This is a genomic window from Pseudarthrobacter xylosi, assembly GCF_055412765.1.
Window position 1 is genome coordinate 231903 of sequence record NZ_JBVAYT010000004.1, and the last position, 25566, is coordinate 257468.

Annotated in this window: 23 protein-coding genes; 17 read left to right on the top strand and 6 right to left on the bottom strand. The window is 63.5% G+C overall.

Annotated features, from left to right (window positions below; translation table 11 throughout):
- Window positions 1-17: 17 nt before the first annotated feature.
- Together ACZY1F_RS11150 and ACZY1F_RS11155 are read left to right on the top strand one after the other, a co-directional pair.
- Window positions 18-1004, top strand: coding sequence for a LysR substrate-binding domain-containing protein (locus tag ACZY1F_RS11150; protein WP_463941745.1), 987 nt, complete (start codon window positions 18-20; stop codon window positions 1002-1004).
- Window positions 1005-1186: 182 nt separating this feature from the next.
- On the top strand, window positions 1187-2068 hold the full coding sequence (locus ACZY1F_RS11155) for an N-acetylglucosamine kinase (protein WP_463941902.1): 882 nt from the start codon (window positions 1187-1189) through the stop codon (window positions 2066-2068).
- On the opposite strand, the gene ACZY1F_RS11160 is transcribed toward ACZY1F_RS11155, so the two are convergent.
- A complete protein-coding gene (locus ACZY1F_RS11160) occupies window positions 2054-3094 on the bottom strand; it encodes a pirin family protein (RefSeq protein WP_463941746.1) in 1041 nt (346 codons plus the stop codon). The two genes, ACZY1F_RS11155 and ACZY1F_RS11160, sit on opposite strands and share 15 nt — an antisense overlap.
- 230 nt (window positions 3095-3324) lie before the next feature.
- Between ACZY1F_RS11160 and ACZY1F_RS11165 the strand changes: the two genes are divergently transcribed.
- From ACZY1F_RS11165 to ACZY1F_RS11190, 6 genes are all read left to right on the top strand, one after another.
- On the top strand, window positions 3325-4425 hold the full coding sequence (locus tag ACZY1F_RS11165; protein ID WP_463941747.1) for an ABC transporter ATP-binding protein: 1101 nt from the start codon (window positions 3325-3327) through the stop codon (window positions 4423-4425).
- A complete protein-coding gene (locus ACZY1F_RS11170) occupies window positions 4425-5135 on the top strand; it encodes an ABC transporter permease (RefSeq protein ID WP_463941748.1) in 711 nt (236 codons plus the stop codon). The genes ACZY1F_RS11165 and ACZY1F_RS11170 overlap by 1 nt, the downstream gene beginning before the upstream one ends.
- Complete coding sequence (locus ACZY1F_RS11175) at window positions 5132-5878, top strand: ABC transporter permease (protein WP_463941749.1); 747 nt, start codon at window positions 5132-5134, stop codon at window positions 5876-5878. Before ACZY1F_RS11170 ends, ACZY1F_RS11175 begins: the two co-directional genes overlap by 4 nt.
- Entirely contained in the window at window positions 5875-6828 is a 954-nt protein-coding gene (locus tag ACZY1F_RS11180) for an ABC transporter substrate-binding protein (protein WP_463941750.1), read from the top strand. Before ACZY1F_RS11175 ends, ACZY1F_RS11180 begins: the two co-directional genes overlap by 4 nt.
- Before the next feature lie 135 nt (window positions 6829-6963).
- On the top strand, window positions 6964-8184 hold the full coding sequence (locus ACZY1F_RS11185) for a pyridoxal phosphate-dependent aminotransferase (RefSeq protein ID WP_463941751.1): 1221 nt from the start codon (window positions 6964-6966) through the stop codon (window positions 8182-8184).
- Window positions 8185-8233: 49 nt separating this feature from the next.
- Window positions 8234-9088 carry a polyphosphate kinase 2 family protein gene (locus tag ACZY1F_RS11190; RefSeq protein WP_463941752.1) on the top strand — a complete coding sequence of 285 codons (855 nt, stop codon included), beginning with the start codon at window positions 8234-8236 and terminating at the stop codon, window positions 9086-9088.
- A gap of 66 nt (window positions 9089-9154) precedes the next feature.
- Here the strand turns inward: ACZY1F_RS11190 and ACZY1F_RS11195 are convergent, their stop codons facing one another.
- Window positions 9155-9373 (bottom strand): exodeoxyribonuclease VII small subunit, encoded by a 219-nt coding sequence (locus ACZY1F_RS11195; RefSeq protein ID WP_056344066.1) that lies wholly within the window; start codon window positions 9371-9373, stop codon window positions 9155-9157.
- A complete protein-coding gene (gene xseA / locus ACZY1F_RS11200; protein ID WP_463941753.1) occupies window positions 9354-10679 on the bottom strand; it encodes an exodeoxyribonuclease VII large subunit in 1326 nt (441 codons plus the stop codon). Before xseA ends, ACZY1F_RS11195 begins: the two co-directional genes overlap by 20 nt.
- A 221-nt stretch (window positions 10680-10900) precedes the next feature.
- On the opposite strand from xseA, the gene ACZY1F_RS11205 reads away from it, so the two are divergent.
- A complete protein-coding gene (locus ACZY1F_RS11205) occupies window positions 10901-11752 on the top strand; it encodes a folate/biopterin family MFS transporter (protein ID WP_463941754.1) in 852 nt (283 codons plus the stop codon).
- Between the two features lie 9 nt (window positions 11753-11761).
- Window positions 11762-12841 carry a 4-hydroxy-3-methylbut-2-enyl diphosphate reductase gene (locus ACZY1F_RS11210; protein WP_463941755.1) on the top strand — a complete coding sequence of 360 codons (1080 nt, stop codon included), beginning with the start codon at window positions 11762-11764 and terminating at the stop codon, window positions 12839-12841.
- A gap of 16 nt (window positions 12842-12857) precedes the next feature.
- Here the strand turns inward: ACZY1F_RS11210 and ACZY1F_RS11215 are convergent, their stop codons facing one another.
- Entirely contained in the window at window positions 12858-14066 is a 1209-nt protein-coding gene (locus ACZY1F_RS11215) for a DNA recombination protein RmuC (protein WP_463941756.1), read from the bottom strand.
- Window positions 14067-14197: 131 nt separating this feature from the next.
- Between ACZY1F_RS11215 and ychF the strand changes: the two genes are divergently transcribed.
- The gene (gene ychF, locus ACZY1F_RS11220; protein ID WP_463941757.1) at window positions 14198-15283 is read left to right on the top strand and encodes a redox-regulated ATPase YchF; all 1086 of its coding nucleotides are present in this window, start codon (window positions 14198-14200) and stop codon (window positions 15281-15283) included.
- A 250-nt stretch (window positions 15284-15533) separates the two neighbouring features.
- Here ychF and ACZY1F_RS11225 read toward each other — a convergent pair whose 3' ends face one another.
- Window positions 15534-15968, bottom strand: coding sequence for a hypothetical protein (locus tag ACZY1F_RS11225; protein WP_463941758.1), 435 nt, complete (start codon window positions 15966-15968; stop codon window positions 15534-15536).
- 360 nt (window positions 15969-16328) lie between these two features.
- Here ACZY1F_RS11225 and ACZY1F_RS11230 point away from each other — a divergent pair, with 360 nt between their 5' ends.
- Entirely contained in the window at window positions 16329-16820 is a 492-nt protein-coding gene (locus ACZY1F_RS11230) for a hypothetical protein (RefSeq protein ID WP_463941759.1), read from the top strand.
- A gap of 143 nt (window positions 16821-16963) precedes the next feature.
- Here the strand turns inward: ACZY1F_RS11230 and ACZY1F_RS11235 are convergent, their stop codons facing one another.
- The gene (locus ACZY1F_RS11235) at window positions 16964-18022 is read right to left on the bottom strand and encodes an LLM class flavin-dependent oxidoreductase (protein ID WP_463941760.1); all 1059 of its coding nucleotides are present in this window, start codon (window positions 18020-18022) and stop codon (window positions 16964-16966) included.
- A gap of 100 nt (window positions 18023-18122) precedes the next feature.
- On the opposite strand from ACZY1F_RS11235, the gene ACZY1F_RS11240 reads away from it, so the two are divergent.
- The 5 genes from ACZY1F_RS11240 to ACZY1F_RS11260 all read left to right on the top strand — a co-directional run bounded on the left by ACZY1F_RS11240 (window position 18123) and on the right by ACZY1F_RS11260 (window position 25554).
- Window positions 18123-19886 carry an ABC transporter family substrate-binding protein gene (locus ACZY1F_RS11240; protein WP_463941761.1) on the top strand — a complete coding sequence of 588 codons (1764 nt, stop codon included), beginning with the start codon at window positions 18123-18125 and terminating at the stop codon, window positions 19884-19886.
- Window positions 19887-20164: 278 nt separating this feature from the next.
- Entirely contained in the window at window positions 20165-21850 is a 1686-nt protein-coding gene (locus ACZY1F_RS11245; RefSeq protein ID WP_463941762.1) for a peptide ABC transporter substrate-binding protein, read from the top strand.
- A gap of 125 nt (window positions 21851-21975) precedes the next feature.
- On the top strand, window positions 21976-22905 hold the full coding sequence (locus ACZY1F_RS11250) for an ABC transporter permease (RefSeq protein ID WP_463941763.1): 930 nt from the start codon (window positions 21976-21978) through the stop codon (window positions 22903-22905).
- Window positions 22895-23839, top strand: coding sequence for an ABC transporter permease (locus tag ACZY1F_RS11255; protein WP_463941764.1), 945 nt, complete (start codon window positions 22895-22897; stop codon window positions 23837-23839). The genes ACZY1F_RS11250 and ACZY1F_RS11255 overlap by 11 nt, the downstream gene beginning before the upstream one ends.
- Before the next feature lie 11 nt (window positions 23840-23850).
- Window positions 23851-25554: a dipeptide ABC transporter ATP-binding protein gene (locus ACZY1F_RS11260; RefSeq protein WP_463941765.1), complete on the top strand. Its 1704-nt coding sequence runs from the start codon at window positions 23851-23853 to the stop codon at window positions 25552-25554.
- Window positions 25555-25566: the final 12 nt, after the last annotated feature.

Sequence of the window (25566 nt, forward strand, 5' to 3'; positions counted from 1 at the left end):
TTGGAAAGGTGGTGCGAATGCACGCCGACCACAAACAGCTGGTGAAGCTCCTGCCGCTGCTGCCCATCCTGGCTGAGCTGGGCCGGACCCAGCACGTCACGGAAACGGCCGAGCTCCTTGGAGTACCCCAGTCCACGGTGAGCCGGGCACTGTCCCGGGCCAGCGCCGTCGTCGGAACCGAACTGCTGATTCGTGACGGACGGGGCATCCGCCTCACGGCGGCCGCCCGGACGCTGCTGCCGTACATCGAATCGGCCCTGACCGAATTCCAGGCAGGGCTGGACCTGGTCCGGCACGAGTCGGACGTGGTGCGGGGGAAGGTCTCACTGTCCTTTCAGCACACGTTCGGCGAGGCCACCCTGCCGCTGCTCATTAGCGCCTTCCGCAGCCGCCACCCGGAGGCCGGCTTCATCCTCCGCCAGGGGGCGAGGGACACCTGCCTCGCGGAGCTCGCCTCGGGCCAGGCGGATCTGTCGCTGACAGCCCCGGTTCCGTCCGCAAGCAGCATCATCGCCTCGGCATCGCTCTACCGTGAACCCCTCCGCCTGGTGGTTCACCACGGCCATCCCCTGGCAGGCCGGGGGAGCGTCAACGTACAGGACATCCGCCGGGACCCCTTCGTGGCGCTGGAGCCGGGGTACGGCATGCGGTCACTGACCGATGCGCTGTTCCGCGAAGCAGGATTCCGGCCGCGGATCGCGTTCGAAAGCCAGGACACCCACACAGCCCGGGGCCTGGTCGCCGCGGGCCTTGGCGTCAGCATCCTGCCGCCCGGGGGCAACGCTCCGGGGCGCCATGTCAGTCCGGAAACGGGCAACATGGGCTGGGTCGAGCTTGCCATGGAATCCGGGCTTGCGTACCGCGAGATCGGGCTGGGCTGGCGGCGGCGGAAACCCGGTCCCGATGCTGAGCCCGATCCTGTCCGTTTCTTCCGTGAGATGGTCCTGCAGGAGGGTCCCCAGTTGCTGGCCGGCCTGGTTGCCGCCCGTTCAGGGAGCGGATAGGCGCGGGGTGCTGCGGCAAGGGGTTGGTGAGACACGACGGCGGCCCGCGGCCCGGCAGCGATTCGTCGACGGCGTTTCAGTAGGCTTGGGAGGTGACTGACAGCGAACACCCCCAGACCGCAACTTCCCGAAGGCACCCGCACGGGGGTGCCGCGGCCGCCCCGGGTCCCCTCGCGGGGGTCATTATCGGCCTGGACATTGGCGGTACAAAGACCCGCGGTGTCCGGTTTGAGGACGGAGTAGCCGTGGCCGACGAGTCCGCCGGCAGCTCCAACGTCCAGAACGTCAGCCGCGAACAGGCGGCACTGAACCTCGCGGATCTCTTCTCCCGGATCGGCGGCGGCCAGGTGGCCCACGTGTACGCGGGTGCCGGGGGCATTGATACCGATGACGACGCCGCGGCCCTTGCCGCGCTGATAGAACCCCATGTTCCGGGAGCCAAAGTCACGGTGGTCCACGATTCACGGCTGTTGCTGGCCGCCGGTGGCGCCAGCACCGGCGTGGCCGTAATCGCAGGAACCGGCTCCGCGGCCTGGGGACGGAATTCGGCAGGCGAAGAGGCCCGCGCCGGCGGCTGGGGTTACCTGCTTGGTGACGAAGGCAGCGGCTACTGGCTGGGCCGGGAGGCGGTCCGGCACAGCCTGCGCCGGATGAACCAGGGACTCCCGGCGGACCAGCTGACCGAGGCGCTGCTTGCCGCGTGCGGAGTGGACCACCCGAACATGCTGATAGCACTGTTCCATTCCCCGGATACCGGCCGCCGGTTCTGGGCCCAGCAGGCACGCCTGGTGGTTGACGCGGCAGCGGCCGGCCACCCGGTTAGCCAGGAGCTGCTGGACCAGGCCGGCAAGGACCTTGCCGGCCTGGCGGCGCAGGCCCTGCGGAAGCTGGGAATCGGCGGCCCGGTAATTCTCGGCAGCGGACTTGGCATGAACGTGATCCCGCTACAGGACTCTTTCCGGGGCCACCTGGCTGCCGTCGGCGTCACGGATGTCCGTGTTCTGGAGCAGGACCCAGTGTTTGGCATTCTGAAGTTGGTCTCGGAAGGGTCAGGGGCCCACTGACCGCTTCCGGGGTGTCAGCCTGACGGCCGGCATAACGGGGGCGGGGATGCGGCCGGCTTCGACGCCTGCGTCCGGGCCGTGCCCCTCGACCAGCCCGTAGCGGGCTCCGCGCGCGGTATTGTCGGCCAGGGCTGCTTGGGCTTCCCAGTCCGCGCGGGCCTGTTCCACTTCGTCGTGCGTGCGGCCAACGAAGTTCCACCACATCAGCAGTTCCTCCTGAAACGGCTCCCCGCCGATCAGGAGGAACCGTGTTCCGGGTAGGGCCTGGAACTCCAGTGAGGGGCGTCCCGCGCCCAGGTAGCCGAGCGGACCGGGCTGGACCTCCTGCCCGTCCAGCGTCAGCCCGCCGTCGAGCACCAGCACGGCATGCTCAAAGTGTGAGTTCAGCGGAAGGACGGCCGGGCCCTCGCAGGAGATGTCTGCTCCGACGATGGGGGAATACATCGTGGCGGGTGACACCGCCCCGGCGAATTCGCCCACAATCACCGTCGCAGTGAAACCCGGCCCCGTCACCGAAGGCAGTTCCCGGTGCTGCTCGAACGCGGGCTCCCTGCCGCGTTCAGCGTCCGGCAACGCAACCCAAAGCTGCAGGCCTCGCTGCACGGGCAGGGGCGCGCCGGTGTCGGGACCTGCATCGGAATCTGGAAGCAGGGCGAACTCGGAATGCGACACCCCGTGCCCGGCGGTCATGATGTTCAGCTCACCGGGCCGGACCACCACATCGCTGCCCACGCTGTCCCGGTGCCGGATGTTGCCGGCAAGTGGCCAGGTGACCGTCTGCAGCCCGGTGTGCGGGTGCGGGAGGACGGACATGGCGGTGCGGTCGGGGCCGAAACTGTCCAGGAAACACCAGGCACCGATGGTGGGCAACCCCCGCTGTGGCAGCGTGCGCCGGACGGTCATGGCCCGCACGCCGCCGAACGGAACCTCCCGTTCGGGCCAGAGCTGCAGGCAGGGGCCGGACGTCCCTTCGGGGCCTGCGGGCGGACAAAGTTCCTGCTGGGGAGCCACTTCCAAGTTGGTCACCGTCCAACTCTAGGCCGGGACAGAGTCAGGCGTAAGCAGCACATCATGCGGTGTTCGATGAGACCCATCCGCGCCCCGGTTGTACAACGAATGATTACAGTAGGGATTCTCTTGCCCGGATTGCCTGCTGATCCGGTTACGCTGGCAACGGATTGCGTTACCGTAAATATCAGTGAGCTTATGACCCCACACTGTCCTATGCCTTCCAACAGAACAGGTAAGTCCGCAGAATGGACCAAGCCATGATTGAGTTCCAGAGCGTCACCAAGCAGTATCAAGGCGGGCAGCCGGCCGTGGACCAGCTCACCATGTCCATCGACAAGGGCTCCATCACCGTCTTTGTGGGGCCGTCCGGCTGCGGCAAGACCACCTCGCTGCGGATGATTAACCGCATGGTGGAACCGACGTCCGGTGTGATCACCGTGGACGGGCGGGACGTGACCTCGGTGCCTGCCGCGGAGCTGAGAAGGTCCATGGGCTACGTGATGCAGTCTTCCGGTCTGATGCCGCACCGTTCCGTGCTGGACAACATCGCCACCGTGCCCCGGCTCAACGGCGTTTCAAAGGCTGAGGCCCGCAAGCGCGCAACGGAACTGCTCGGCGTCGTTGGGCTGGCTTACGCGCTCGGGAAGCGGTACCCGTCCCAGCTCTCTGGCGGCCAGCAGCAGCGCGTCGGTGTAGCCCGGGCGCTCGCAGCCGATCCACCCGTCCTGCTGATGGACGAACCGTTCAGCGCCGTTGACCCCGTGGTGCGTGACGAACTGCAACAGGAACTCCTGAGACTGCAGAAGGACCTCGCAAAAACCATCGTTTTCGTTACGCACGATATCGACGAGGCAACCATTCTTGGCGACAAGGTGGCCGTTTTCGCTGTCGGCGGCCGGCTGGCCCAGTACGCCACCCCTGAGGAAATCCTCCGGGCACCGGCGAATGATTTTGTGGCTTCCTTCGTGGGGCGGGACCGTGGCTTCCGCCACCTGGGGTTCACCACATCCGACGCCGTCACCATCCACCCGGTGCCCACGCTTGTGATGACGGCCGGCCAGTTTGCCGGCGATCCCGCTGCGGTGACCGACTGGCAGCTCGTGGTGGATCCGGACCTGCGCCCCCTGGGCTGGGCGAGGCCGGGGACGGACTCGGAGCTCATTCCGGGCGGGTCACTCTTCCGGCCCGGCGAGACACTGCGGCGTGCACTGGACTCGGCACTGTCGTCCCCTTCCGGCCAAGGTGTGGCGGTCGACGCCGTTGGCAAGGTCCTGGGAACCGTCAGGGCCCAGGAAGTCCTCGGTGTCATTGAGGACGCCCGCCAGGTCAGGCAGGCTGCGCTCTGATGGAGTGGTTCCTGGCAAACAGCGGCATGGTCATGGGACTGGCCGGCCAGCACCTGGTCCTGGCCCTTATTCCGATGGTTCTGGGGCTGGTTATTTCCATTCCGTTGGCGCAGTTGGCGCGGACCCACCCGGCGCTGCGTTCGGTGGTGGTGACCGCAAGCTCGTTGCTATACACGATCCCCTCGCTGGCGCTGTTCATCATCCTGCCCACGGTTCTCGGAACCCGGATCCTGGACCCGCTCAACGTTATTGTTGCCCTGACCATCTATGCGGTGGCGCTGCTGGTCCGGGCCGCCCTGGATGCTTTTGACTCCGTGGAGGAGGACCTCCGCCAGGCCGCCATCGCCATGGGGTACAAGCCGTGGCTCCGCTTTGCCCAGATCGACCTGCCGCTCTCCCTGCCGGTGATGTTCGCCGGGCTGCGGGTGGTTTCCGTCAGCAACATCTCCCTGGTGAGCGTCGCGGCACTGCTGGGGGTGGGCAACCTGGGCATGCTGTTTACCGACGGGCTACAACGGAACTTCGTCACGGAAGTGGTGGTGGGGATCATCGCTATACTCGTCCTCGCGCTGCTGATGGATGCCGTGCTGGTGGTCCTGGAAAAGGTGTTGACGCCGTGGACCCGCGCCGCTAAGGCCTCTGGCCCCTCGGCGACTTCGGCCGCAGGCTACCTGGCCGATGCCAACGTCCACACGGGGGCCGCACCATGAGCAATATTTTTATGGACACTCTCGCCTGGATAGCTGATCCCCTGCACTGGACCGGCACCTCCGGCATCCCCGTCCGGCTCTCGGAGCACCTCCAGTACAGCGGGCTGGTCCTGCTGATTGCCACGGCCATCGCCGTTCCGGCAGGGCTCTACATCGGACACACGGGTCGCGGACGCGTGGTGGCCGTAGCGGTTGCAGGTGCGCTGCGGGCCCTGCCTACGTTGGGCCTGCTGGTCCTCTTCGCCCTCCTCGCGGGAAGCAGCCTGATGCCACCGGTGTGGGCGCTGGTGATCCTGACCGTTCCACCGCTCCTTGCGGGAACCTATGCCGGCATTTCAAGTGTGGACAGGACGGTGGTGGATGCTGCCCGGGCCGTGGGCATGACCGAGCTGCAGATCCTGTTCAGAGTCGAGCTGCCAAACGGGCTGCAGGTGATGTTCGGCGGCGTCAGAACCGCCGTTCTGCAGGTCGTCGCCACAGTTTCTGTGGTTGCGTACCTGCCTCTGGGCGGATTGGGCCGCTACCTTTTTGATGGCCTGGCGCTGCAGGACTTCCCGCGGATGCTGGCCGGGTCCCTGCTGATTGCAGGGCTGGCCATCGTTGTTGACCTGATTCTGGCTGCAGCGCAAAGAGTCCTTCTTTCGCCTGGCCTCAAAACCGATCTGCGCGGTAGCCAAAAGGCTTCCGTTGATCTCCCAGCTGCCGCGCCTGCGCCAGCTGCTGTTCAAGGAGGTACCCCATGAAAGAGAACACCAGGAGAATCCTTACCCGCCGGGGACTGGCTGGCATGGCTGCCGGCGTCGGCCTGGCCGTCGCGCTGACAGCCTGCGGCGGGAGTGACCCCTTGGCCACCCCCAGCACCAGCGCCGGAAGCGCCGGCGGCGGCTCGCTGGTGGTCGGCTCGGCTGACTTCCCGGAGAGCCAGATCGTGGCTGAGATCTATGCCGGCGCACTGACTGCTGCAGGGGTCACGGCAACCACCAAGCCCAACATCGGTGCCCGCGAAATCTACTTCAAGGCGGTCCAGGACGGTTCTATTGACCTAGTCCCCGACTACTCGGGGAATCTGCTCTCGCACGTGGCTCCGGAAGCTGCCGAGGTCTCGGCCGACGACATCTACAAGGCCCTGCCCGGGAAGCTCCCCGACGGGCTGGCAGTCCTGGAAGCATCCAAGGCTGAGTCCAAGGACGCCATGGTGGTCACCAAGGCCACCGCAGAGAAGTACCAGCTGAAGTCCATTGTGGACCTGGCCAAGGTCTGCAAGGACCTCACCATGGCGGCCCCGGCCACGTTCGAAACCCGTGCGTACGGCCTGCCCGGCCTCAAAGCGAACTATGGCTGCGAACTGAAGTCACTGAAGCCCTTCAGCGACGGCGGCGGCAACCTGACACTGCAGGCACTGCTGACCGACGACGTCCAGGTGGCTGACATCTACACCACCACGCCGTCCATCGCCGACAACGATCTGGTGGTCCTGGAGGATCCCAAGAACAACTTCAAGGCCCAGCAGGTTCTGCCTCTGTACAACAAGGCAAAAATGACGGACAAGGCCAAGGACGCGCTCAATGCCGTATCAAAGATCCTGACCACTGAGGACCTGGTCAACCTCAACCGCGCAGTCAGCGGCAGCCAGAAGCAAAACGCCAAAGACGCAGCGGCCACCTGGCTGAAGGACAAGGGCATCGTCAAGTAGCGCCTGACTCCTTAACGCAAATCACGACGGCGGCTGCCGGACCCACACGGGCCGGCAGCCGCCGTCGTCTGCTCCCTACGCTTCTGTGTCTGAGGTCTCAACGGAAGTACATCCGTCATATGGCATATTTGATGAATGGCAGAATTCAAGCAGTCCACCAAGCTTCACAACGTCCTATACGACATCCGTGGACCGATCCTTCAGGCCGCCCAGCAGATGGAGGCGGAGGGTCACCGGATCCTCAAACTGAATATCGGAAACCCGGCCCCGTTTGGATTTGAAGCCCCGGACGCCATCTTGGTGGACATGATCCGCCATCTGCCCCATGCCCAGGGCTACAGCGACTCCCGGGGCATCTTCTCCGCCCGGACCGCCGTCTCCCAGTACTACCAGACCCGCGGAATCCAGAACATCCACGTGGACGACATCTACCTGGGCAACGGCGTCAGCGAACTGATCACCATGTCCCTCATGGCGCTGCTTAATGACGGTGATGAGGTGCTGATCCCCACGCCGGATTACCCGCTGTGGACGGCTTCCGTTGCCCTGGCGAGCGGCAAGCCGGTGCATTACCTCTGCGATGAGGAATCAGGCTGGCAGCCGGACATTGAGGATCTTGAAGCCAAGATCACGCCGCGCACCAAGGGCATTGTGGTGATCAACCCCAACAACCCGACGGGCGCGGTCTACCCGGAGGAGACCCTGAAGAAGATCGTGGCCCTGGCCGAAAAGCACGGACTGATCCTTTTCGCGGATGAAATCTACGAAAAGATCCTGTACGAGGATGCCGTGCACGTCAACATGGCCTCCCTTACTGGCGACAACGTCCTGTGCCTCACTTTCAGTGGACTGTCCAAGGCCTACCGCGTCTGCGGCTACCGTGCCGGCTGGATGGCCATCTCCGGCCCGAAGAAGGATGCCTCGGACTACCTGGAGGGCATCAGCCTCCTGGCCAACATGCGCCTCTGTGCCAATGTGCCCGCCCAACATGCCATCCAGACCGCACTCGGCGGCTACCAGAGCATCAATGACCTCATCCTGCCCGGCGGCAGGCTGCTGGAACAGCGGAACAAAGCCTACGACATGCTCAACGCCATCCCCGGTGTGAGCACACAGCAGGCCCGTGGCGCCATGTACCTCTTCCCGAAGCTCGATCCCGAGGTATTCCACATCCGCGACGACGAGAAGTTCGTTTTGGACCTGCTGCGCGAGCAGAAAATCCTGGTCTCCCACGGCCGGGCCTTCAACTGGGTCCGCCCCGACCACTTCCGGATGGTTACCCTGCCTCTGGTGAAGGACCTCGAGGAGGCCATCAACCGCATGGGGGACTTCCTGAGCAGGTACAAAGGGAACTAGCCTGTGGTGACGCGCCTATTGGCGCGGACACTGCGGACAAAGGACCCCGATGGCTGACTTGGTCGAGTTCAAGAAGCACCCCGTCGATACGCTGAGGGTGGGGAAAGGCTTCTCACTGGCTGACGCCGACCCTGACGCGACGCCCGGTTACAAGGGCAACAAAGCCGATGGCCAGACAATGCTGGCTGAACTGGACGGCGCGTTGGCCGAACTTCAGGAAAAGCTGTTCGCGGAGTCGCGCTTCGGCGGGAAAAAACGGCTTTTGCTGATCCTGCAGGCCATGGATACCGCCGGCAAGGGCGGAATCGTCAACCATGTCATGGCCACCATGGATCCGCAGGGCGTCCAGTTCAAGGCTTTCAAGGCACCCACCGAGGAAGAGAAGTCCTATGACTTCCTCTGGCGGATCGAGAAGGAGGTGCCCGGAGCGGGCATGGTGGGCATCTTCGACCGCTCCCACTATGAGGACGTCCTGATCCACCGGGTCCATAACTGGGCGACGCCCGAGGAACTTAAGCGCCGCTACCGGGCCATCAATGAGTTCGAGGCGCGCCAGACCGATGCCGGAACCAAAATCATCAAGGTGATGCTCAATATCAGCAAGGATGAACAGAAGGCCCGGCTCCTTGCCCGGCTGGACAACCCCGCCAAGCACTGGAAATACACCAGCAGCGACCTCAAGGAACGGGCATTCTGGGGCGATTACATGGACGCCTACCAGGCTGCCTTCGACGAAACGAACACACAAGCGGCACCCTGGCATGTGGTTCCGGCCAACAAGAAATGGTACGCCCGGATCGCTGTGCAGCAGTTGGTGCTGGGCGCGCTGTCTGACATGAAGCTGGAATGGCCGAAAGGTGAGTTCGATGTCCCTATCGAACGGGAACTGGTTGATCGGTCCTGACCTGGGGCGGGGTGTTCCGAGGGGTAGGCCCGCAATCGTGGGTCAGGGGGCCGGGCCAGGGGTTGGTCAGAGCGGCTGGTCGCGGGCGGCAGCGAGCCGCTTGCGGGCGCCCTCCAGCCACTCCTCGCAGCGCTTTGCCAGGGCTTCGCCGCGTTCCCAGAGTGCCAGGGATTCCTCGAGGCTGGCGCCGCCGGCCTCGAGCTTTCCCACCACCTGCACCAGCTGTTCGCGGGCTTCCTCATAGCTCAGTGCTTCGATTTCCGGGTCAGGCTTTGTCTCGGGCATGTGCTTCTCCTTGTTGAAGTTCCCCAGTGGATGTGGCGCCGAACAGGCCCTGGGCCACGCGTACGGACAACGCAGTTCCCGACGGCGCCTCCGAAGGGTCGCGGACCACAGCGTGGCCGGCAGCCTCGGTGGCACGGGCCGGCCGGCCGTTGGCCAGTTCGACCACGGCGTAGCCGCGGTCCAGCGTCTTTTGCGGTGACAGGGCACGGACCTGGGCCTGCAGGTGAACCAGCTGGTCCGCCGCCCGCACCACCGTTGAACTGACGGCGGCCGATGATCTCCGCAGGAGGCGTTCGATTTCCTCCGCGCGTCCGGTGATCATGGCTTCGGGGGTGGCCAGAACCGGCCGGGAATGGAGTGCGGACAACCGGTCCGACTCCCTGTCCACAAGCCTGCCGATGCTCCTGCGCAGGTGCTCCCTTGCCTGGCGAACACCCGCCAGTTCCTCGGCAACGTCAGGCACGATCCGCTTGGCGGCATCTGTGGGCGTGGATGCGCGAAGGTCTGCCACGTCGTCGAGGAGGGGGCGGTCCGCCTCATGGCCGATGGCGCTGACCACCGGGGTAGCCGTGGCCGCGACGGCCCGGATCAGTTCTTCGCTGTTGAAAGGCAGCAGGTCCTCCAACGCTCCGCCGCCCCGGGCGATGACAATGACGTCCACGTCGGGGCGGCCGTCCAACTCCTGAAGGGCGCGGATGATCTGCGAGACCGCGGTATTGCCCTGCACCGCGACCTCCCGGATCTCGAATTCGACGGCGGGCCAGCGCAGTGCGGCGTTCTGGACGACGTCCTTTTTGGCGTCGGAGTCCCGTCCGGTAATCAGGCCGATACGGTGGGGGAGCAGCGGCAGCGGCTTCTTCCGAGAATCGGCAAACAGCCCCTCGGCGGAGAGGGCCTGGCGCAACCGTTCGATCCGTGCCAGCAGGTCGCCAAGCCCCACAGGCCTGATGTCCCTGACCTGCATGTTGAGCCGCCCGGTCTTCAGCCAGAACTCCGGCTTGAGCAGGGCCACAACTCGGGAGCCCCGCTCCAGGGGCATGTTCTGCCGGTCCAGAACCTTGGTCCAGACCGACGCCGGCAGGGAAACTTCCGCGTCCACGTCCCGGAGGGTGAGATACGCGTTACCGCCCCGGCGGTTCATTTCGATGACCTGGCCCTCCACCCACGCCGACGGTGTGCGGTCGATATGGGCTTTGAGTTTCTGGGACAGTAACTGCAGCGGCCATGGATTGTCCGGGCTGGTTTCAGCGGCGGTAGCAGGCAGCGTAGTGGCAGCGGTGCCTGGCAGGGCGGCCTGGTCAGACATGTCCGCTGCCCCGGGAAGCTGTGGGTGGCGGCATGGCGGTCCTTTGTTCGGCAGGTGGCGGTTCGTGTTTGAATGGCGGCGGTCAGTCAACTGGCTGCTGTCAGCAGGCTGGCGGATGCCATTCAACCTTATCCATAAGCTGTACCACCCGAGACTGACATTCTTTGTCCAGGCACCAGCCCTATGATGGCTGTGCCGCCGCCAACCAGTGAGGACCGTTCTTGCGCACCTTCGTTTCAGCCGTCGCCGTCGTCCTGGGCGTTTTAATGTCCGCCCTAGCCGTCCCAGCCATTTGGCTTGACCGCAACGTGCTCCAGGAGGATGGCTTTGTGGCGCTGGCTGGTCCACTGGGGCAGGACGCAGAATTCCAGCAGCGGCTCGCCGCGGCCGCTGTGGGAACCATTGACACCGGGGCTATCCCGGACGCCCTCGCAGGTCTGGTGAAGCCAGTGATTGAGGCGGCTGCCGGTTCACTCACTGCGTTACCGGGCTACCCGGCGGCCTGGGAGGAGAGCCTGCGGAAGAGCCACCGGCTCAGCTTCGCTGCAACCGCATCAGTTCCGGCCGAACCGGACGCGCCGTCGTCGCTCACTTTGGACGTGGCGCCACTGGTGGCGCTGGCGACGGAGGAGCTCGCGCGCACCACGGGACTGCCGCTGACTGCGCCCGAGCAGACCCTGGTGAACGTTGGAGAACCGGAGCAGCGCCAGCTGGTCGAGAGGGTGTCCGCCTATGCGCCGCTCGGCTACTCCCTTGCCTTCGGAGCCGGTATCGCCTTTGCACTCGCCCTGGTTTCCGCCCGTCGTCGCTGGTCAGTGATCTTCGCTGTAGGACTTGCAGCGCTGGTACTGGCCGGCCTGTGGTCTGCCGGTTCGCAGCTCGCAAGGGATGCCGTTGTGGGAGCGGCGAGCGGCAATGGGCTTGCGGACATGTTCAAGGACGCGTTCGTGGCAGCCGCTTCCAGCAGCTTCCAATCCTGGGTCGGTGGTGCCGCGATAACCGGCGGTGTGCTGGTCGCGGCGGCTGTTGTGATCCGCATCGCCTCGCCGGGGCGACGGCACCCAACCCGGTAGCATGGAGGGATGACTTCCACAGCTGTGTCCCTCTCGATGCCAACTGTCCCGCGCAGGCGGCGCTCGCCTGAGGAGGTAGCCGCCGCGGCTCCGGTGACCGGTCCCAAGAAGGTACTCCTGGCAGCACCCCGCGGCTACTGCGCCGGCGTGGACCGGGCCGTGATCGCCGTCGAGAAGGCCTTGGAGCACTACGGCCCGCCGGTGTACGTTCGGAAGCAGATCGTGCACAACGTCCACGTCGTGAGCTCGCTGGAGGCACAGGGCGCAATCTTCGTCGACGAGACCGACGAGGTCCCGGAAGGCGCCCTGGTGATCTTTTCCGCCCATGGGGTATCGCCGGCCGTCGTCCAGTCAGCGGAGGACCGCGGGCTGCGCACCATTGACGCCACCTGCCCGTTGGTGACGAAAGTCCATAAGGAAGCCGTAAGGTTCGCCAAGGACGACTTCGACATCCTGCTGATCGGCCACGACGGTCATGAAGAAGTTGAAGGGACCGCAGGCGAGGCCCCAGAACACATCCAGATCATTAACGGTCCCCACGAAGTGGACAAGGTAACCGTCAGGGATCCTGAAAAGGTCATCTGGCTGTCCCAGACCACCCTCAGCGTGGACGAGACCATGGAAACGGTTCGCCTGCTGAAGGCGCGATTCCCCACCCTGCAGGATCCGCCCAGCGACGACATCTGCTACGCCACCACCAACCGTCAGGTGGCCATCAAGAAGATCTCCCCCCAAGCTGACTTGGTCATTGTGGTGGGATCGGCTAACTCTTCGAACTCGGTCCGCCTGGTGGAAGTCGCACTGGAGTATGGGGCCAAGGCCTCCTACCGCGTCGACTTCGCCAACGAAGTGGACGAGGCGTGGTTTGAAGGCGTGGCAACAGTCGGAGTGACGTCAGGGGCTTCTGTGCCGGAGATCCTGGTCACGGACGTCCTGCGCCTGCTGGCCGACTACGGCTACGGCTCCGTGGAAGAAGTTGTCACGGCCGAAGAAGATCTCCTTTTCTCGTTGCCCAAGGAACTCCGCGCGACCCTGAAGGAAGCCGGAGACGTCAGCCGGGCGCTCGGCGGACGCCGGTCCCGCGACTGACCCGTCTCCGGCAACGTCAGGCGGCGGCCTCGTCCTGCTGAAACTCCGGTGCCGCCAGCGTACGTGGCGTGACCTCGAGTGCCGGCGGGGTGAGCAGCCCTGCTGAGTCCATGGCATTGAGCTTCCGGGCGGTGGGCAGGATCCGCGCTTCCAGGGTGCCGATCATGGCGTTGTACCGGTCCACCGAAGACTTGAGTGACGAACCTAGCTTGCCCACGTTGTCCCCGAGCGTTCCCATGCGTTCGTAGAGCTGACGGGCGAGGTCAAACAGTTCGCGTGCGCTGTCCGTCAGCACATCCTGGCGCCACGTAAACGCCACCGATTTGAGCACTGCAAGCAGCGTGCTGGGCGAGGCCAAAACCACGTTCCTCGACAGCGCGTGGTCCAACAGCGTCGCATCGGCCGTCAAGGCGGCAGCCAGGATGGATTCGGCGGGCAAGAAGCAGATCACCAGTTCGGGGGAGTTCCCGGGAATGTCCCAATACTTCTTGTTGCTGAGCGAGTCCACATGGGCCCGAAGCGCCTTGGCGTGGGCAGCCAGCAGGGATTGCTGGCTGCCGGGGTTCCCGGCTGTGCCTGAATCCTGACGCGCACCCAGCTCCTGGGCCTCCAGATACGAGGACAACGGCACCTTGGCGTCCACCACCAGCTGCTTCTGGCCCGGAAGCTGGACCACGAGGTCGGGGCGGACCGCGGAATCGATTCCGGCGCTGTGGACCTGCTCCAGGAAATCCACGTGCTTGAGCATGCCCGACGCTTCAACTACTCGGCGCAATTGAACTTCGCCCCACTGTCCGCGCGCACTGTTGGAGCGCAGGGCCGACTCGAGGGCGTGCGTGGACCGGATCAGCTGGGCATCAGAGAGCCTGGCCTCCTGCAGTTGCTGCGCCAGCTGGCCGTACTGTTCCAGGCGGTCGCGTTCCAGCAGGGCCACCTGCTGCTGCACGGCGGTGAGCTTTTCCGCCACCGGGGCCAGTGCGCGGAGCACGCTGCCGTCCTGGTTGCGGGACTCGCCCAGCTCCCGGTTCTGCAGGGAAAGGAGGCGGCGCTCCGCATCCGCGGCGGCGAACTGGGCGCTGACCTCGGAAAGCCGCGACGTGACGGCGTCGAAGTCTTCCTCCAGGGCGCGGCTGTGCCGGCGCAAGGAGAAGTAAGTGGCGGCGGCGCCGGCGACGGCACCCACCAGCAGCATCAATAGGGCAAGAATCAGGGCTAAAGCATCCATATCCTCACTGTGGCATGACCCTGTGACAATTTACTGAAGCGACATATCCGACCACCCTTTCCACCCCACCCGCGGCACCGCGGGGGACCACCTGGGGCCCATGCGTCCCGCAACCGGTAGAATCAATGCTCGTGGCTCTTACTATTGGCATCGTCGGACTGCCCAACGTCGGCAAATCAACTCTTTTCAACGCACTGACCCGGAACCAGGTGCTGGCTGCGAACTATCCGTTCGCTACCATCGAACCCAATGTCGGCGTCGTGAACCTCCCGGATCCGCGGCTCCAGCAGCTGGCTGACATCTTTGGCTCGCAGCGGCTCCTTCCCGCCCCGGTGTCCTTCGTAGACATCGCCGGCATTGTGAAGGGCGCGTCTGAGGGCGAAGGCCTTGGCAACAAGTTCCTTGCCAATATCCGTGAGGCCGAGGCCATCGCCCAGGTTGTCCGGGTGTTTGATGATCCGGACGTCATCCACGTCGACGGCAAAGTCGATCCCCGCTCGGACATGGAAACCATCAACACCGAGCTGATCCTGGCCGACCTTCAGACCATTGAAAATGCGATTCCCCGAATCGAAAAAGAAGTCAAGATCAAGAAGCGGGAAGCCGCCGAGCTTGCTGCCATCAAGGCTGCGCAGGCAGTCCTGGAACGCGGCGACACGGTCTTCTCCTCGATCAAGAGCGACAAGCTGGAGATGGAGCACCTCAAGGAGCTCAGCCTCCTGACCGCCAAGCCGTTCATCTACGTCTTCAACTCAGACGAAGGCATCCTGGGCAGCCCGGAGAAGCAGGACGAGCTGCGGGCCATGGTGGCCCCCGCGGACGCCATCTTCCTCGACGCCAAGCTCGAATCCGACCTCGTGGAACTGGACGAGGAGGAGGCGCGCGAAATGCTGGAAATGAACGGCCAGGACGAGTCCGGCCTCGACCAGTTGGCGCGCGTCGGCTTCCACACCCTGGGCCTCCAGACCTACCTCACGGCCGGTCCGAAGGAAACACGTGCCTGGACCATCCACCAGGGCGACACTGCCCCGCAGGCAGCAGGCGTCATCCACAGCGATTTCCAGCGCGGCTTCATCAAGGCAGAGGTGGTTTCCTTCCATGACCTCATCGAGGCCGGGTCCATGGCTGAAGCCAAGTCCCGTGGCAAGGTGCGCATAGAAGGCAAAGAGTACGTGATGGCTGATGGCGACGTGGTGGAGTTCCGCTTCAACGTCTAACCTTCCCTCCCGCCGGTAGTTGCCGGCAAGGAGTCTGAACGCCCTGAATCTCAGCATGATGCATGATGCATGCGAGATTCGGGACGTTTCTGTTGCGTGGTTGGTCACCATCCTCACCCAAGGTGAGCGACCACGCCGTTGGACCACGTTTGACCACCACCGGCCGGGTTCATCTCGACTTGTGGCGTTCATGCCATGGCGGAACTGCCGGCCCTGCAGAGGCAAAGCCGTCGAACACGATTCTGACGAGTTAGCCTGCAGCCCGGCGGATGTGCTCCGCGATCTTCTTTTCAGTCTCGTGCGTCAACGCCAAAACGGCGAACGAGGTTGCCCACAGGTCGCCGTCATCGAGCTTTGCGGACTCTTCGAAGCCCAGGGTGGCGTAGCGCGAGGTGAACTTCGAGGCAGCCTTGAAGAACACGACTACCTTCCCGTCCTCGTTGGCATACGAAGGGAATCCGTACCAGGTCTTCGGAGCAAGATGCGGAGCGACTTCGGAAACGATCCTGTCGATACCTTCGGCGATAACCCGGTCCTCATCCGGTAGCGCGGCGATCGCCTCACGGACTGCCTGCTCACCTGCGGCGCGGTTTTTCCCGGCTTTTTCCTGTGCGCGTAGCTCTGACGCGCGCTGTTTGACCGCATCACGTTCTTCCTTGGACAGCCCGGTGTTTGTCTCAGCCATGTGATTCTCCTAAGTTCAAGTGCGGCAACCATTTCTGGTTCGGACTTACACTACTGCTACCGATCGTGGCCCGCTTCTTGAATCCTGCTCGATGCAGGCTACACCGACTCGGGTTTGGACAAGCTGGCACGCGTCGGCTTCGCCCCCCTGGGGCCGGGCCTGCCTGACCGTTCGCGCTCTAACGTCCGAGCACCGCTGGGGCCCTTGGGGCGTGATCTGGCCGCCGCCCACGAGCCGAGGGGCAGCGTCATCAGCGTGCCGTGTTTGACTTACGCTCCACACAAGGCCGATTCCAACGAGTTATCCACAAGCGCTATATTTCGCCTTGTCGACGCGCGCCGCTCTCGGCAGGATCGACGCATGGGAATCAGATACTACGCATACGCATTCGACGCCGACATGACCGAACTCGCGCTGGCTGATCCGCTGAGCGTCATCAGCGATGACCCGCTGGCGGACGCCTGGGGCATGCCCCATGGTGCCCAGGTGGCGAGAACGAACATGGTGCAGTCGGTGCCCAAGACCGACATGCTCTACCTGGATAAGGCGTGGTCCTCGATGCAGGCGCTTACTGCCCCGAGCGTGCCAGGCGGCACCCACCGACCCGCCTACCGGATGTTCGAGGGACAGGTCACCATGAACGGATACGGCTGGATGCCGTGGGTGCGAGCCATTGCTCCTGATGACGTCGTCGGGATCGCCGAAGATCTCCTGGAATTGGAGCGCAGCGTGCGTGACAACGTGGCGACGGACCTGGACGCGCGTTACGTTCGCGACTTCCTGGAACGCGCGGTGCAGTTTGTGACGCAAGTTGCGTCGTCGAATCGCGGCTTCGCGTACATGATCGGTTAGCCACCGGGCTGACCTTTGCCGTGCAGTAGCAGTCGCGGGCGAGTTCGCAGCATGGCCGAGATCACTCCGCTGAAGGTTGCCTGGGCCCAGCCGTCGAGGATGCAGTTTCGGCGCCCACATCATGGGCGTTCCGCTTCAACCACTTACTGTGGGTCTTGCCCCACCGTCGCGGGGCTCCAGCCCAGGGCGGGACCCAATGTGGTGGCGATGTCGGTGAGGATCTGGATGTAGTCCTCTTGATCGAAGCTGAAGGGCAGCGCGAACGCCACTTCGTCGACCTCCTGGAACCCCGTGTGCGCGTACAGCTGTTCCGCAATCTCATCGCTGGTGCCGATGAGATCCTGGGCGAACAGCATTCTCCTCGGCCCCTGCGGCGCACGGGTGCGGGGAGTTCGTTCGTCGACGTAACGCTGGTACTTTTCCCGCTGTTTCCCCGAAGCCGAATCGGTCGGAATCACCACCAGTCCCTGCGAGACCCGGGCTTGTCCGCGCGATTGGGACGATGTCGCGGCTGCTTCACCGTAGGCGCGGATCTGCGATTGCTGGATGTCGGCGAATGACGGTTCTTGGTCGGCCTCGGGGAAGATCACACTGCTGGAGAGCAGGTTGAATCCGTTTGCGCCGGCCCAGATGGCCGATTTTCTACTTGCCGCTCCATACCAAAGTCGTTCACGAAGTCCGGGAGAGTGCGGCTCGACGCGGTTGGAGAATTCCTCGACCACACCCTGCTTGCCGGAAAATTCCCGGACCGGTTCCCCTGCGATCAATCGGGCAAGCCGATCCACGCGGGCGTAGCTGAAGTCCTCCAGCTCGGCGGAATCCGGGTACAGCTCGTGCTTCACCGTGTCGTAGTTCATAGGTTCGCCTACGCTTAGGCCCGGATTGATGCGTCCGCCCGCGAGCAGGTCCACTGTGGCCAGGTCCTCGGCCAGGCGCAATGGGTTTTCCCAGCCCATCGGGGTCACTGCGGTTCCGAGCTCGATCCGGGAGGTGCGCTGGCTGGCGGCGGCCATGATCGCAATGGGGGACGAGATTCCGAACTGCAGATGGCGGTGGCGCAGCCAGGCGCTGTCGAACCCAAGCCGCTCGCCCAGTTCGATGACCTGCAACGTCGATTCGTGCCCCGCGGCCGGATCCGCCGGATCGAAGAGGCCAATAGTGAGGAATCCAAGCTTGCGTAACGGTCGTGAAGAGTGGGGCATGGGCTTCCTTCAGGGATTGATGTACGGCTGATCCTCATGGTAAGGCGACATTGGGTCACGCCCTGAACCACTAGAATTCAAGGAAAACAAAGGAGACGGCATGCCCCTGAGGCGTCTGATTCAGGTCATCACCGGGGCCGTCGCTGCGGCGCTGGTTATCTCGGGGTGCTCCGCTTCCGGGGGCGCGCCGCCTGTGGTGGTCGGTGAGACGAACCGCGGCGGCAGCGCCACCGTGGCCGAGGTGAATGCCTTCACGTCCTTCAACCCGTTCAGCGCCGACGGAAACACGGACATCAACACCAAGATCGGCCACATCACCCATTCCGGGTTCTTCTACGTGGATGACACCGAAAAGGTGGTCAGGAACGAGAAATTCGGCCGGATCGAGAAGATCTCCGACAAGCCGCTGAAGGTGAGGTACACGGTCAATGAGGGCGTGAAATGGTCCGACGGCGAAGCCATCGACGCTGGCGACCTCCTCCTGTCCTGGGCCGCCGGCTCGGGCTACTTCGACGACGCCGAACCCCGGGCGGGGACCGGCGCAACGTACTTCTCGGCCGCGGCGGACAAGAGCGGCCTGGGGGCCACTGCGCTCCCGGAAATCGGGAGTGACGGGCGTTCCATCACCCTGGAGTACGCCTCGCCGTACCCTGACTGGGAAGTAGCGTTCGACGTCGGGCTCCCCGCCCATGTTGTCGCCGCCAAAAGCGGCCTCAATGACGAAGACGATCTTGTGGACCTGATCAGGGACTCGCCCCGGGGCGACCCCAAACAGCCCTCGGTCAACGCCCCGCTGAAGCGGGTCAGCGACTTCTGGAACACAGGCTTCGACACCAAGTCCCTTCCTGATGATCCCGCCATGTACCTTTCCAGCGGCCCCTACATAGTCCGGGACATCGTTCCGGACGCCTCGGTACGGCTGGTCCGGAACAGGGATTATGTCTGGGGGGCCGAACCCTATCTGGATGACATCACGGTACGGTTCACCGGTGCCGCCTCCACCGCAATCGCCGCGCTCAGGAGCGGCCAGGCGGACATCATCGCCCCGCAGCCCTCTGCCGGTACCGAAAGCCTCTTCGACGGCCTGGTGGAGCAGGGCAATACCGTCCAGCGCTTCAGCCAGTCCGGTTACGACCACCTCGATCTCAACTTTTCGGGACCGTTCGCGGACCAGGACGTCCGGGAGGCGTTTCTGAAGACCGTTCCGCGGCAGGAGATCGTGGATGACGTGGTGGGCGGATTTGTCGCCGACGCGAAACCCCTCGACTCACAGGTCTTCCTGCCAGCCCACCCCAAGTATCCGGACACCGTGAAGGACAACGGTTCGGCCGAATACTCCGGCGTGGATATCCAAGGTGCGAAGTCGCAATTGCGCGGCGCCGCTCCTACCGTCCGCATCCTGTACAACAGGGACAACCCCAACCGGGTGCGGGCTTTTTCCCTGATCCGTGACTCCGCCCGCTCGGCCGGATTCACGGTTGAAGACGCGGGCCTCGGCAGCTCGGACTGGGCGAAAGCGCTCGGTGGCGGCAGCTACGACGCCGCCATTCTCGGCTTTGTCGGACCCGGGGTAGGCGTCAGTCGCGTCCCGCAGATCTTCAAAACCGGTGGCGGCAGCAACTTCAACGGATTTTCCGACGGCGATGCAGACAAAGCCATGGAGCAACTGGCTGGCACCACGGATCTGGCGAAGCAGGACGAACTCTTGGCTGACATCGACAAACGCGTCTGGGAAAGCGCCTACGGCTTGCCGCTATACCAGACCACCGGAACTGTGGCTTTCAGCAGCCGTGTAACGGGTGTCAAGCCCAGCTCTGGCCCGTTGGGCGTCTGGTGGAACGTGTGGGAGTGGCGCCTTAAATAGGCCGTCCTAGGGGGCGTTTCGCCGTTGTGGGAGCCCGCCCGGTCCTCGATTCGCAGCATTCCTTACCAGCGAGTAGCATGTGACTTGCGCAACTTCCGAGTACCGGCTAGTTATTGGCGGTTAACTGGTTACGGTTTGGCAACGGAGTACCAGTATTTGGACTTTGTGCGGTTAGGCTACTCGTATATGTAGGCCACGTCACAATGAAAACCTGTGACGGACCTGCCGGGGAGCAAAAGATTTCCCCTGTATATCTCCCACAACTCATAGGAGGCGGAATGCGTTTCACGCGCACTTCCAAAGCACTCGGCATGGTGGCGATCGCTGCCCTTGCCCTGACCGGCTGCGGCGCTGGAGGCGGCAGCAATGACGGTGCCAGCCAGTCGGCCGGCGATCCCAACAAGGTGATCACCGCGTACAGCAACGAACCACAGAACCCGTTGCTGCCGGCAAATACGAACGAAGTTTACGGCGGCCGCGTCGTCGAGCTGCTCTTCGAAGGCCTTCGCAGCTACGATGCCAACGGCAAGCCGGTCAACTCGCTGGCAGAATCCATTGAGTCGCCTGACGCCCAGAACTGGACCATCAAGGTCAAGCAGGGCCAGAAGTTCACGAACGGCGAAGCGATCACCGCCAAGACGTTCGTTGATTCCTGGAACTTCGCCGCGAACTCCAAGAACCTGCAGAACAACGGATTCTTCTTTGAGTCCATCGCTGGCTACGCAGATGTCTCTGCCGTCACCACCGAAACAGCCGCCGATGGCAAGAAGACCACCACGCCGGCGCCCACCGCCGAAACGATGTCTGGTCTGACAGCTACAGACGATTCGACGCTCACGGTGAAGCTCGCACAGCCGGAAGCGGACTGGTCGCTCCGCCTTGGCTACTCAGCATTCTTCCCGCTGCCGTCCGCAGCGTTGGCGGATCCGAAGACCTTCGGCGAAAACCCGGTAGGCAACGGTCCGTACAAGTTCGAAAAGACCGGCTCCTGGGTACATGACCAGTCGATCTCCCTCGTCAAGAACGCTGACTACAGCGGTCCCCGCGAATCGAAAAACGGCGGCGTGACCTTCAAGTTCTACACCGATCCGGGCCCCGCATACACGGACCTTCAGGGCAACAACCTGGACGTCACCGACGTACTGCCGTCCAACGCACTGAAGACCTACGTCACGGACTTCCAGGACCGCAATGCCACCAAGGCTGTGGCCACCGACTCCACCCTGAATATCCCGGGTTACAACCCGAACTTCCAGGGTGAAGCCGGCAAGCTGCGCCGCCAGGCTCTGTCCTACGCCATCAACCGCGAAGAGATCGCCAAGGTAGTCTTCAACGGAACCCGCACCCCGGCCAAGGCTTTCGCCCCGCCGGTCATTGACGGATTCAAGGCTGACCTCAAGGGCAGCGAAGTCCTCAAGTTCGACGCTGCCAAGGCTAAGGACCTGTGGGCCCAGGCTGACAAGATCCAGCCGTACGACGGATCCAAGCCGCTGCAGATTGCCTCCAACACTGATGGTGGCAACAAGGAATGGATTGACGCCGTAGCCAATGGTTTCAAGAACAACCTCGGCATCCAGGCCGAAATCCAGCCCTTCGCTAAGTTCGCTGAAGTGCTGAACCTGCGCAAGTCCCAGTCCCTCCCGGGCCTGAGCCGCGCCGGCTGGCAGGGCGACTACCCGTCGCTCTACAACTTCCTCGGACCGGTCTGGGCAACGGGCGCTTCCTCCAACTACGAGAAGTACTCGAACCCTAAGTTCGACAAGCTGCTCCAGGACGGGCTTGCCGCCAAGACTACGGATGAGGCCAACGCCAAGTTCAACGAGGCCCAGGAAGTTCTCTTCGAGGACCTTCCCGGACTGCCGCTCTGGGACCAGGCAAAGCCGATCGTGTGGAGCGAAAACGTTGTGAAGGCCGAAACCGGCTGGAATGGCGGAATCCTCTACTACAACATCACGGCCAAGTAGTCTCCCGGATCTAACTTGCCGCCAGGCGAATGGGGGTCCGGCACAAAGCCGGGCCCCCATTGTCCTGCACGGCAGGAAGGCACAAATGAAACACCTCTCTTCGCATCCGGAAGGCCGGTGATCCGGTGGTCCGCTTTATCTTGAAACGGCTCCTTCAGGTGATCCCCGTCTTCATCGGCACCACGCTTTTGGTTTACTACATGGTCTTCGCCCTTCCCGGCGATCCCATTGCGGCGCTCTTCGGAGACCGCCAGCCCCCGCAGGCAGTTATCGATACCCTGCGCAGCCAGTACCACCTGGACGAACCTTTCTGGGTCCAGTACGGGCTCTTCCTGCAGAACCTTTTCACGTTCAACCTCGGCAACGACTTCACCGGCCAGCCCATCGCCGCCAGCCTGGCGCGGGTCTTCCCAGTTACGGCAATGCTCGCCGTTGAAGCGCTGGCCATCCAGGCAATCTTCGGTGTAGCTTTTGGCGTCTTCGCCGGCCTCCGCCGCGGCGGCTGGTTTGACTCCACCATTCTGGTAGTTTCACTGGTTGTCATCGCGGTACCCACGTTTGTCCTGGGTTTTGTTTTTCAACTCGTCTTTGGCGTACAACTCGGATGGGCGAAACCTACGGTCGGCGCCAACGCTGATTGGGGCAGCCTGCTGCTTCCGGCAGTGGTCCTGGGCCTGGTGTCGTTTGCCTATGTTCTCCGGCTGACGCGCGCCTCTGTCAGCGAAAACATGAACGCCGACTACGTGCGGACTGCCACCGCCAAAGGCTTGTCACGGCCTCGAGTGGTCGTCGCACACATCCTGCGTAACTCGTTGATTCCGGTGGTGACGTACCTGGGCGCAAACCTTGGCGGTCTGATGGGCGGAGCGATCGTGACCGAGGGCATCTTCAATGTCCCCGGCGTCGGCAACAAGCTCTACCAAGCCGTCCTCCGCAGCGAAGGCCCCACCATCGTCTCCATCGTCAGTGTTCTGGTGCTGGTCTTCGTGGTGGCCAACCTGCTCGTTGATCTCCTGTATGCCTGGCTTGACCCGAGGATCCGTTATGACCAGTAATAACAGCCACTTTGTGGCGCCCATCGACGAAACCCCGTTGCTGGCAACTGACGCTGTCAAGACCGACCAGGCACCCCTGAGTCTGTGGGCGGACGCCTGGCGCAAGCTTCGCCGTCGTCCGCTGTTCATTATTTCGGCGCTGCTCATCCTGGCACTTGCTGTGGTGGCGCTGTTCCCGGGACTTTTTTCCTCAGTTGCTCCAAACGACGGCTGCGTACTGGCCAACTCGGAAGGCGGTCCCACGGACGGGCATCCCTTCGGCTTCACCTTCCAGGGCTGCGACATCTATTCCCGCGTCGTCCACGGAACCCAGGCTTCGCTTTCAGTGGGTCTGCTGTCCGTGTTCTGCGTCCTGGTTATCGGTGTGACCGTAGGCGCCCTTGCCGGCTACTACGGCGGCTGGGTCGATGCCGTTCTTGCCCGTCTGGGCGACGTCTTCTTTGCGCTGCCACTGATTCTTGGCGCACTGGTGATCACCCAGTTGCCCTTTTTCCGCGAAAACAGGGGCGTTTGGAGCGTCGTGTTTGTGATTTCGCTGCTGGCTTGGCCGCAGATGGCACGCATCACACGCGGCGCGGTCATTGAAGTGCGCAATGCCGACTTTGTGACGGCAGCCCGTTCACTGGGCGTTTCAAAGTTTAGCGCCCTGGTCCGCCACGTTCTGCCTAACGCATTGGCACCGATTATCGTCCTTGCCACCCTCGAGCTGGGCGTCTTTATCGTGGCGGAAGCCACCTTGTCCTTCCTGGGAATCGGCCTGCCGCAGAGCATCATGTCCTGGGGTAATGACATTGCCGGTGCGCAGGCTTCCATTCGAACCAGGCCGGAAATCATGCTCTTTCCGGCGGCGGCGCTGTCCATTACCGTGTTGAGCTTTATTATGCTTGGCGACGCGGTACGCGACGCCCTCGATCCCAAGAGCCGGCAGCGATGAGAGAGAAAGAGATGATTACTCCAGAAATCCACATCGATGAGGCCGGGGCGGCGGGAGTGAAGCCACTGCTGGAAATCCGCGATCTGGCCATCACCTTCACCACGGGCAGCGGTGAAGTTCAGGCAGTCCGCAATGCGCACCTGACCATCATGCCGGGAGAAACCGTGGCAATCGTGGGGGAGTCGGGCTCAGGCAAGTCGACGACCGCACTCGCTGCTATCGGCCTGTTGCCGAACAACGGCCGCGTTTCCGCGGGACAGATCCTGCTCGATGGCGAGGACATCGCCCACGCAACCGAGCAGCGGATGATCGAACTGCGGGGCAACACGATCGGGATGGTCCCGCAGGACCCCATGTCCAACCTGAACCCGGTCTGGAAGATCGGCTATCAGGTCAAGGAGACCCTCCGCGCCAACGGCAGGCCCAGTGGCCCGGATGATGTTGCCCAGGTACTGTCCGAGGCGGGACTGCCGGACGCCCATCGGCGGGCCAAGCAGTACCCGCATGAGTTTTCCGGCGGCATGCGCCAGCGGGCCCTCATTGCCATCGGGTTGTCCTGCCAGCCGCGCCTGCTGATCGCGGATGAGCCGACGTCGGCACTGGACGTCACGGTCCAGCGGCAGATTCTGGATCACCTGGACACCATGACCACGGACCTGGGTACAGCAGTCCTGCTGATTACCCATGACCTGGGGCTGGCCGCAGAACGGGCTGACAAGGTTGTGGTGATGTACCGGGGGCAGGTGGTGGAGGCTGGACCTTCGCTGGCATTGCTCCAGAATCCGCAGCACCCGTACACCAAGCGGCTGGTTGAATCTGCGCCTTCACTGGCGAGCCGAAGGATCCAGGTCGCTAAGGAGCAGGGCCTCGAAGCGTCAGACCTGCTGGCTCCAGCTGCGGAGGCTGCTGCCGCGGATAACGTCCTGCAGATCCAGGATTTGCGCAAGGTCTACAAGCTCCGCCAGGGCTTTGGGTCCACCGACTTCGCGGCGGTGGACGGCGTGAGCTTCGAAGTGCGCCGCGGCACCACGACAGCGATTGTGGGGGAGTCGGGCTCCGGCAAATCCACCGTGGCCAAGATGGTACTGCAGCTTGAAAAACCCACGGAGGGAAAGATCCTGTTCGACGGCGTGGACACGTCAGGCCTGAATACACGGGAGTTGTTCAAGTTCAGGCGGCGCGTGCAGCCCATTTTCCAGGATCCTTACGGCTCGTTGGACCCGATGTACAACATCTTCCGCACTATCGAGGAGCCGTTGCGCGTCCACAAGATTGGTGACGCGGCCAGCCGCGAGAAGAAGGTCCGGGAACTGCTGGACCAGGTGGCACTGCCTCAGTCCGCCATGCAGCGGTACCCGAACGAACTCTCCGGCGGGCAGCGGCAGCGTGTTGCCATAGCCCGTGCCCTGGCGCTGGATCCCGAGGTGATCATCTGTGATGAGGCCGTGTCCGCGCTGGACGTGCTGGTCCAGGCCCAGGTACTCAACCTGCTCGCGGACCTACAGGCCAACCTCGGGCTGACCTATCTCTTTATCACCCATGACCTGGCTGTGGTGCGGCAGATTGCCGACCACGTCTGTGTGATGGAAAAGGGCAAGCTGGTGGAGACCGGTTCCACGGACGATGTGTTCGAGTCCCCTCAGCAGGAGTACACGAAGGCACTGCTCAACGCCATTCCCGGTGCGAAGCTGATGCTTCCGCCCGAAGTGGCCTGATCCAGGCGAAGT

Bases quoted from the DNA above. Each gene is read 5' to 3' on its own strand.
- ACZY1F_RS11180 (WP_463941750.1), top strand. From the start codon at position 5,875: ATGAAAGAGAACACCAGGAGAATCCTTACCCGCCGGGGACTGGCTGGC.
- ACZY1F_RS11245 (WP_463941762.1), top strand. From the start codon at position 20,165: ATGCGTTTCACGCGCACTTCCAAAGCACTCGGCATGGTGGCGATCGCT.
- ACZY1F_RS11215 (WP_463941756.1), bottom strand. From the start codon at position 14,066: ATGGATGCTTTAGCCCTGATTCTTGCCCTATTGATGCTGCTGGTGGGT.
- ACZY1F_RS11210 (WP_463941755.1), top strand. From the start codon at position 11,762: ATGACTTCCACAGCTGTGTCCCTCTCGATGCCAACTGTCCCGCGCAGG.
- ACZY1F_RS11230 (WP_463941759.1), top strand. From the start codon at position 16,329: ATGGGAATCAGATACTACGCATACGCATTCGACGCCGACATGACCGAA.
- ACZY1F_RS11260 (WP_463941765.1), top strand. From the start codon at position 23,851: ATGATTACTCCAGAAATCCACATCGATGAGGCCGGGGCGGCGGGAGTG.
- ACZY1F_RS11170 (WP_463941748.1), top strand. From the start codon at position 4,425: ATGGAGTGGTTCCTGGCAAACAGCGGCATGGTCATGGGACTGGCCGGC.
- ACZY1F_RS11190 (WP_463941752.1), top strand. From the start codon at position 8,234: ATGGCTGACTTGGTCGAGTTCAAGAAGCACCCCGTCGATACGCTGAGG.
- ACZY1F_RS11255 (WP_463941764.1), top strand. From the start codon at position 22,895: ATGACCAGTAATAACAGCCACTTTGTGGCGCCCATCGACGAAACCCCG.
- xseA (WP_463941753.1), bottom strand. From the start codon at position 10,679: ATGTCTGACCAGGCCGCCCTGCCAGGCACCGCTGCCACTACGCTGCCT.
- ACZY1F_RS11150 (WP_463941745.1), top strand. From the start codon at position 18: ATGCACGCCGACCACAAACAGCTGGTGAAGCTCCTGCCGCTGCTGCCC.
- ACZY1F_RS11235 (WP_463941760.1), bottom strand. From the start codon at position 18,022: ATGCCCCACTCTTCACGACCGTTACGCAAGCTTGGATTCCTCACTATT.
- ACZY1F_RS11225 (WP_463941758.1), bottom strand. From the start codon at position 15,968: ATGGCTGAGACAAACACCGGGCTGTCCAAGGAAGAACGTGATGCGGTC.
- ACZY1F_RS11195 (WP_056344066.1), bottom strand. From the start codon at position 9,373: ATGCCCGAGACAAAGCCTGACCCGGAAATCGAAGCACTGAGCTATGAG.
- ACZY1F_RS11240 (WP_463941761.1), top strand. From the start codon at position 18,123: ATGCCCCTGAGGCGTCTGATTCAGGTCATCACCGGGGCCGTCGCTGCG.
- ACZY1F_RS11185 (WP_463941751.1), top strand. From the start codon at position 6,964: ATGGCAGAATTCAAGCAGTCCACCAAGCTTCACAACGTCCTATACGAC.
- ACZY1F_RS11175 (WP_463941749.1), top strand. From the start codon at position 5,132: ATGAGCAATATTTTTATGGACACTCTCGCCTGGATAGCTGATCCCCTG.
- ACZY1F_RS11165 (WP_463941747.1), top strand. From the start codon at position 3,325: ATGGACCAAGCCATGATTGAGTTCCAGAGCGTCACCAAGCAGTATCAA.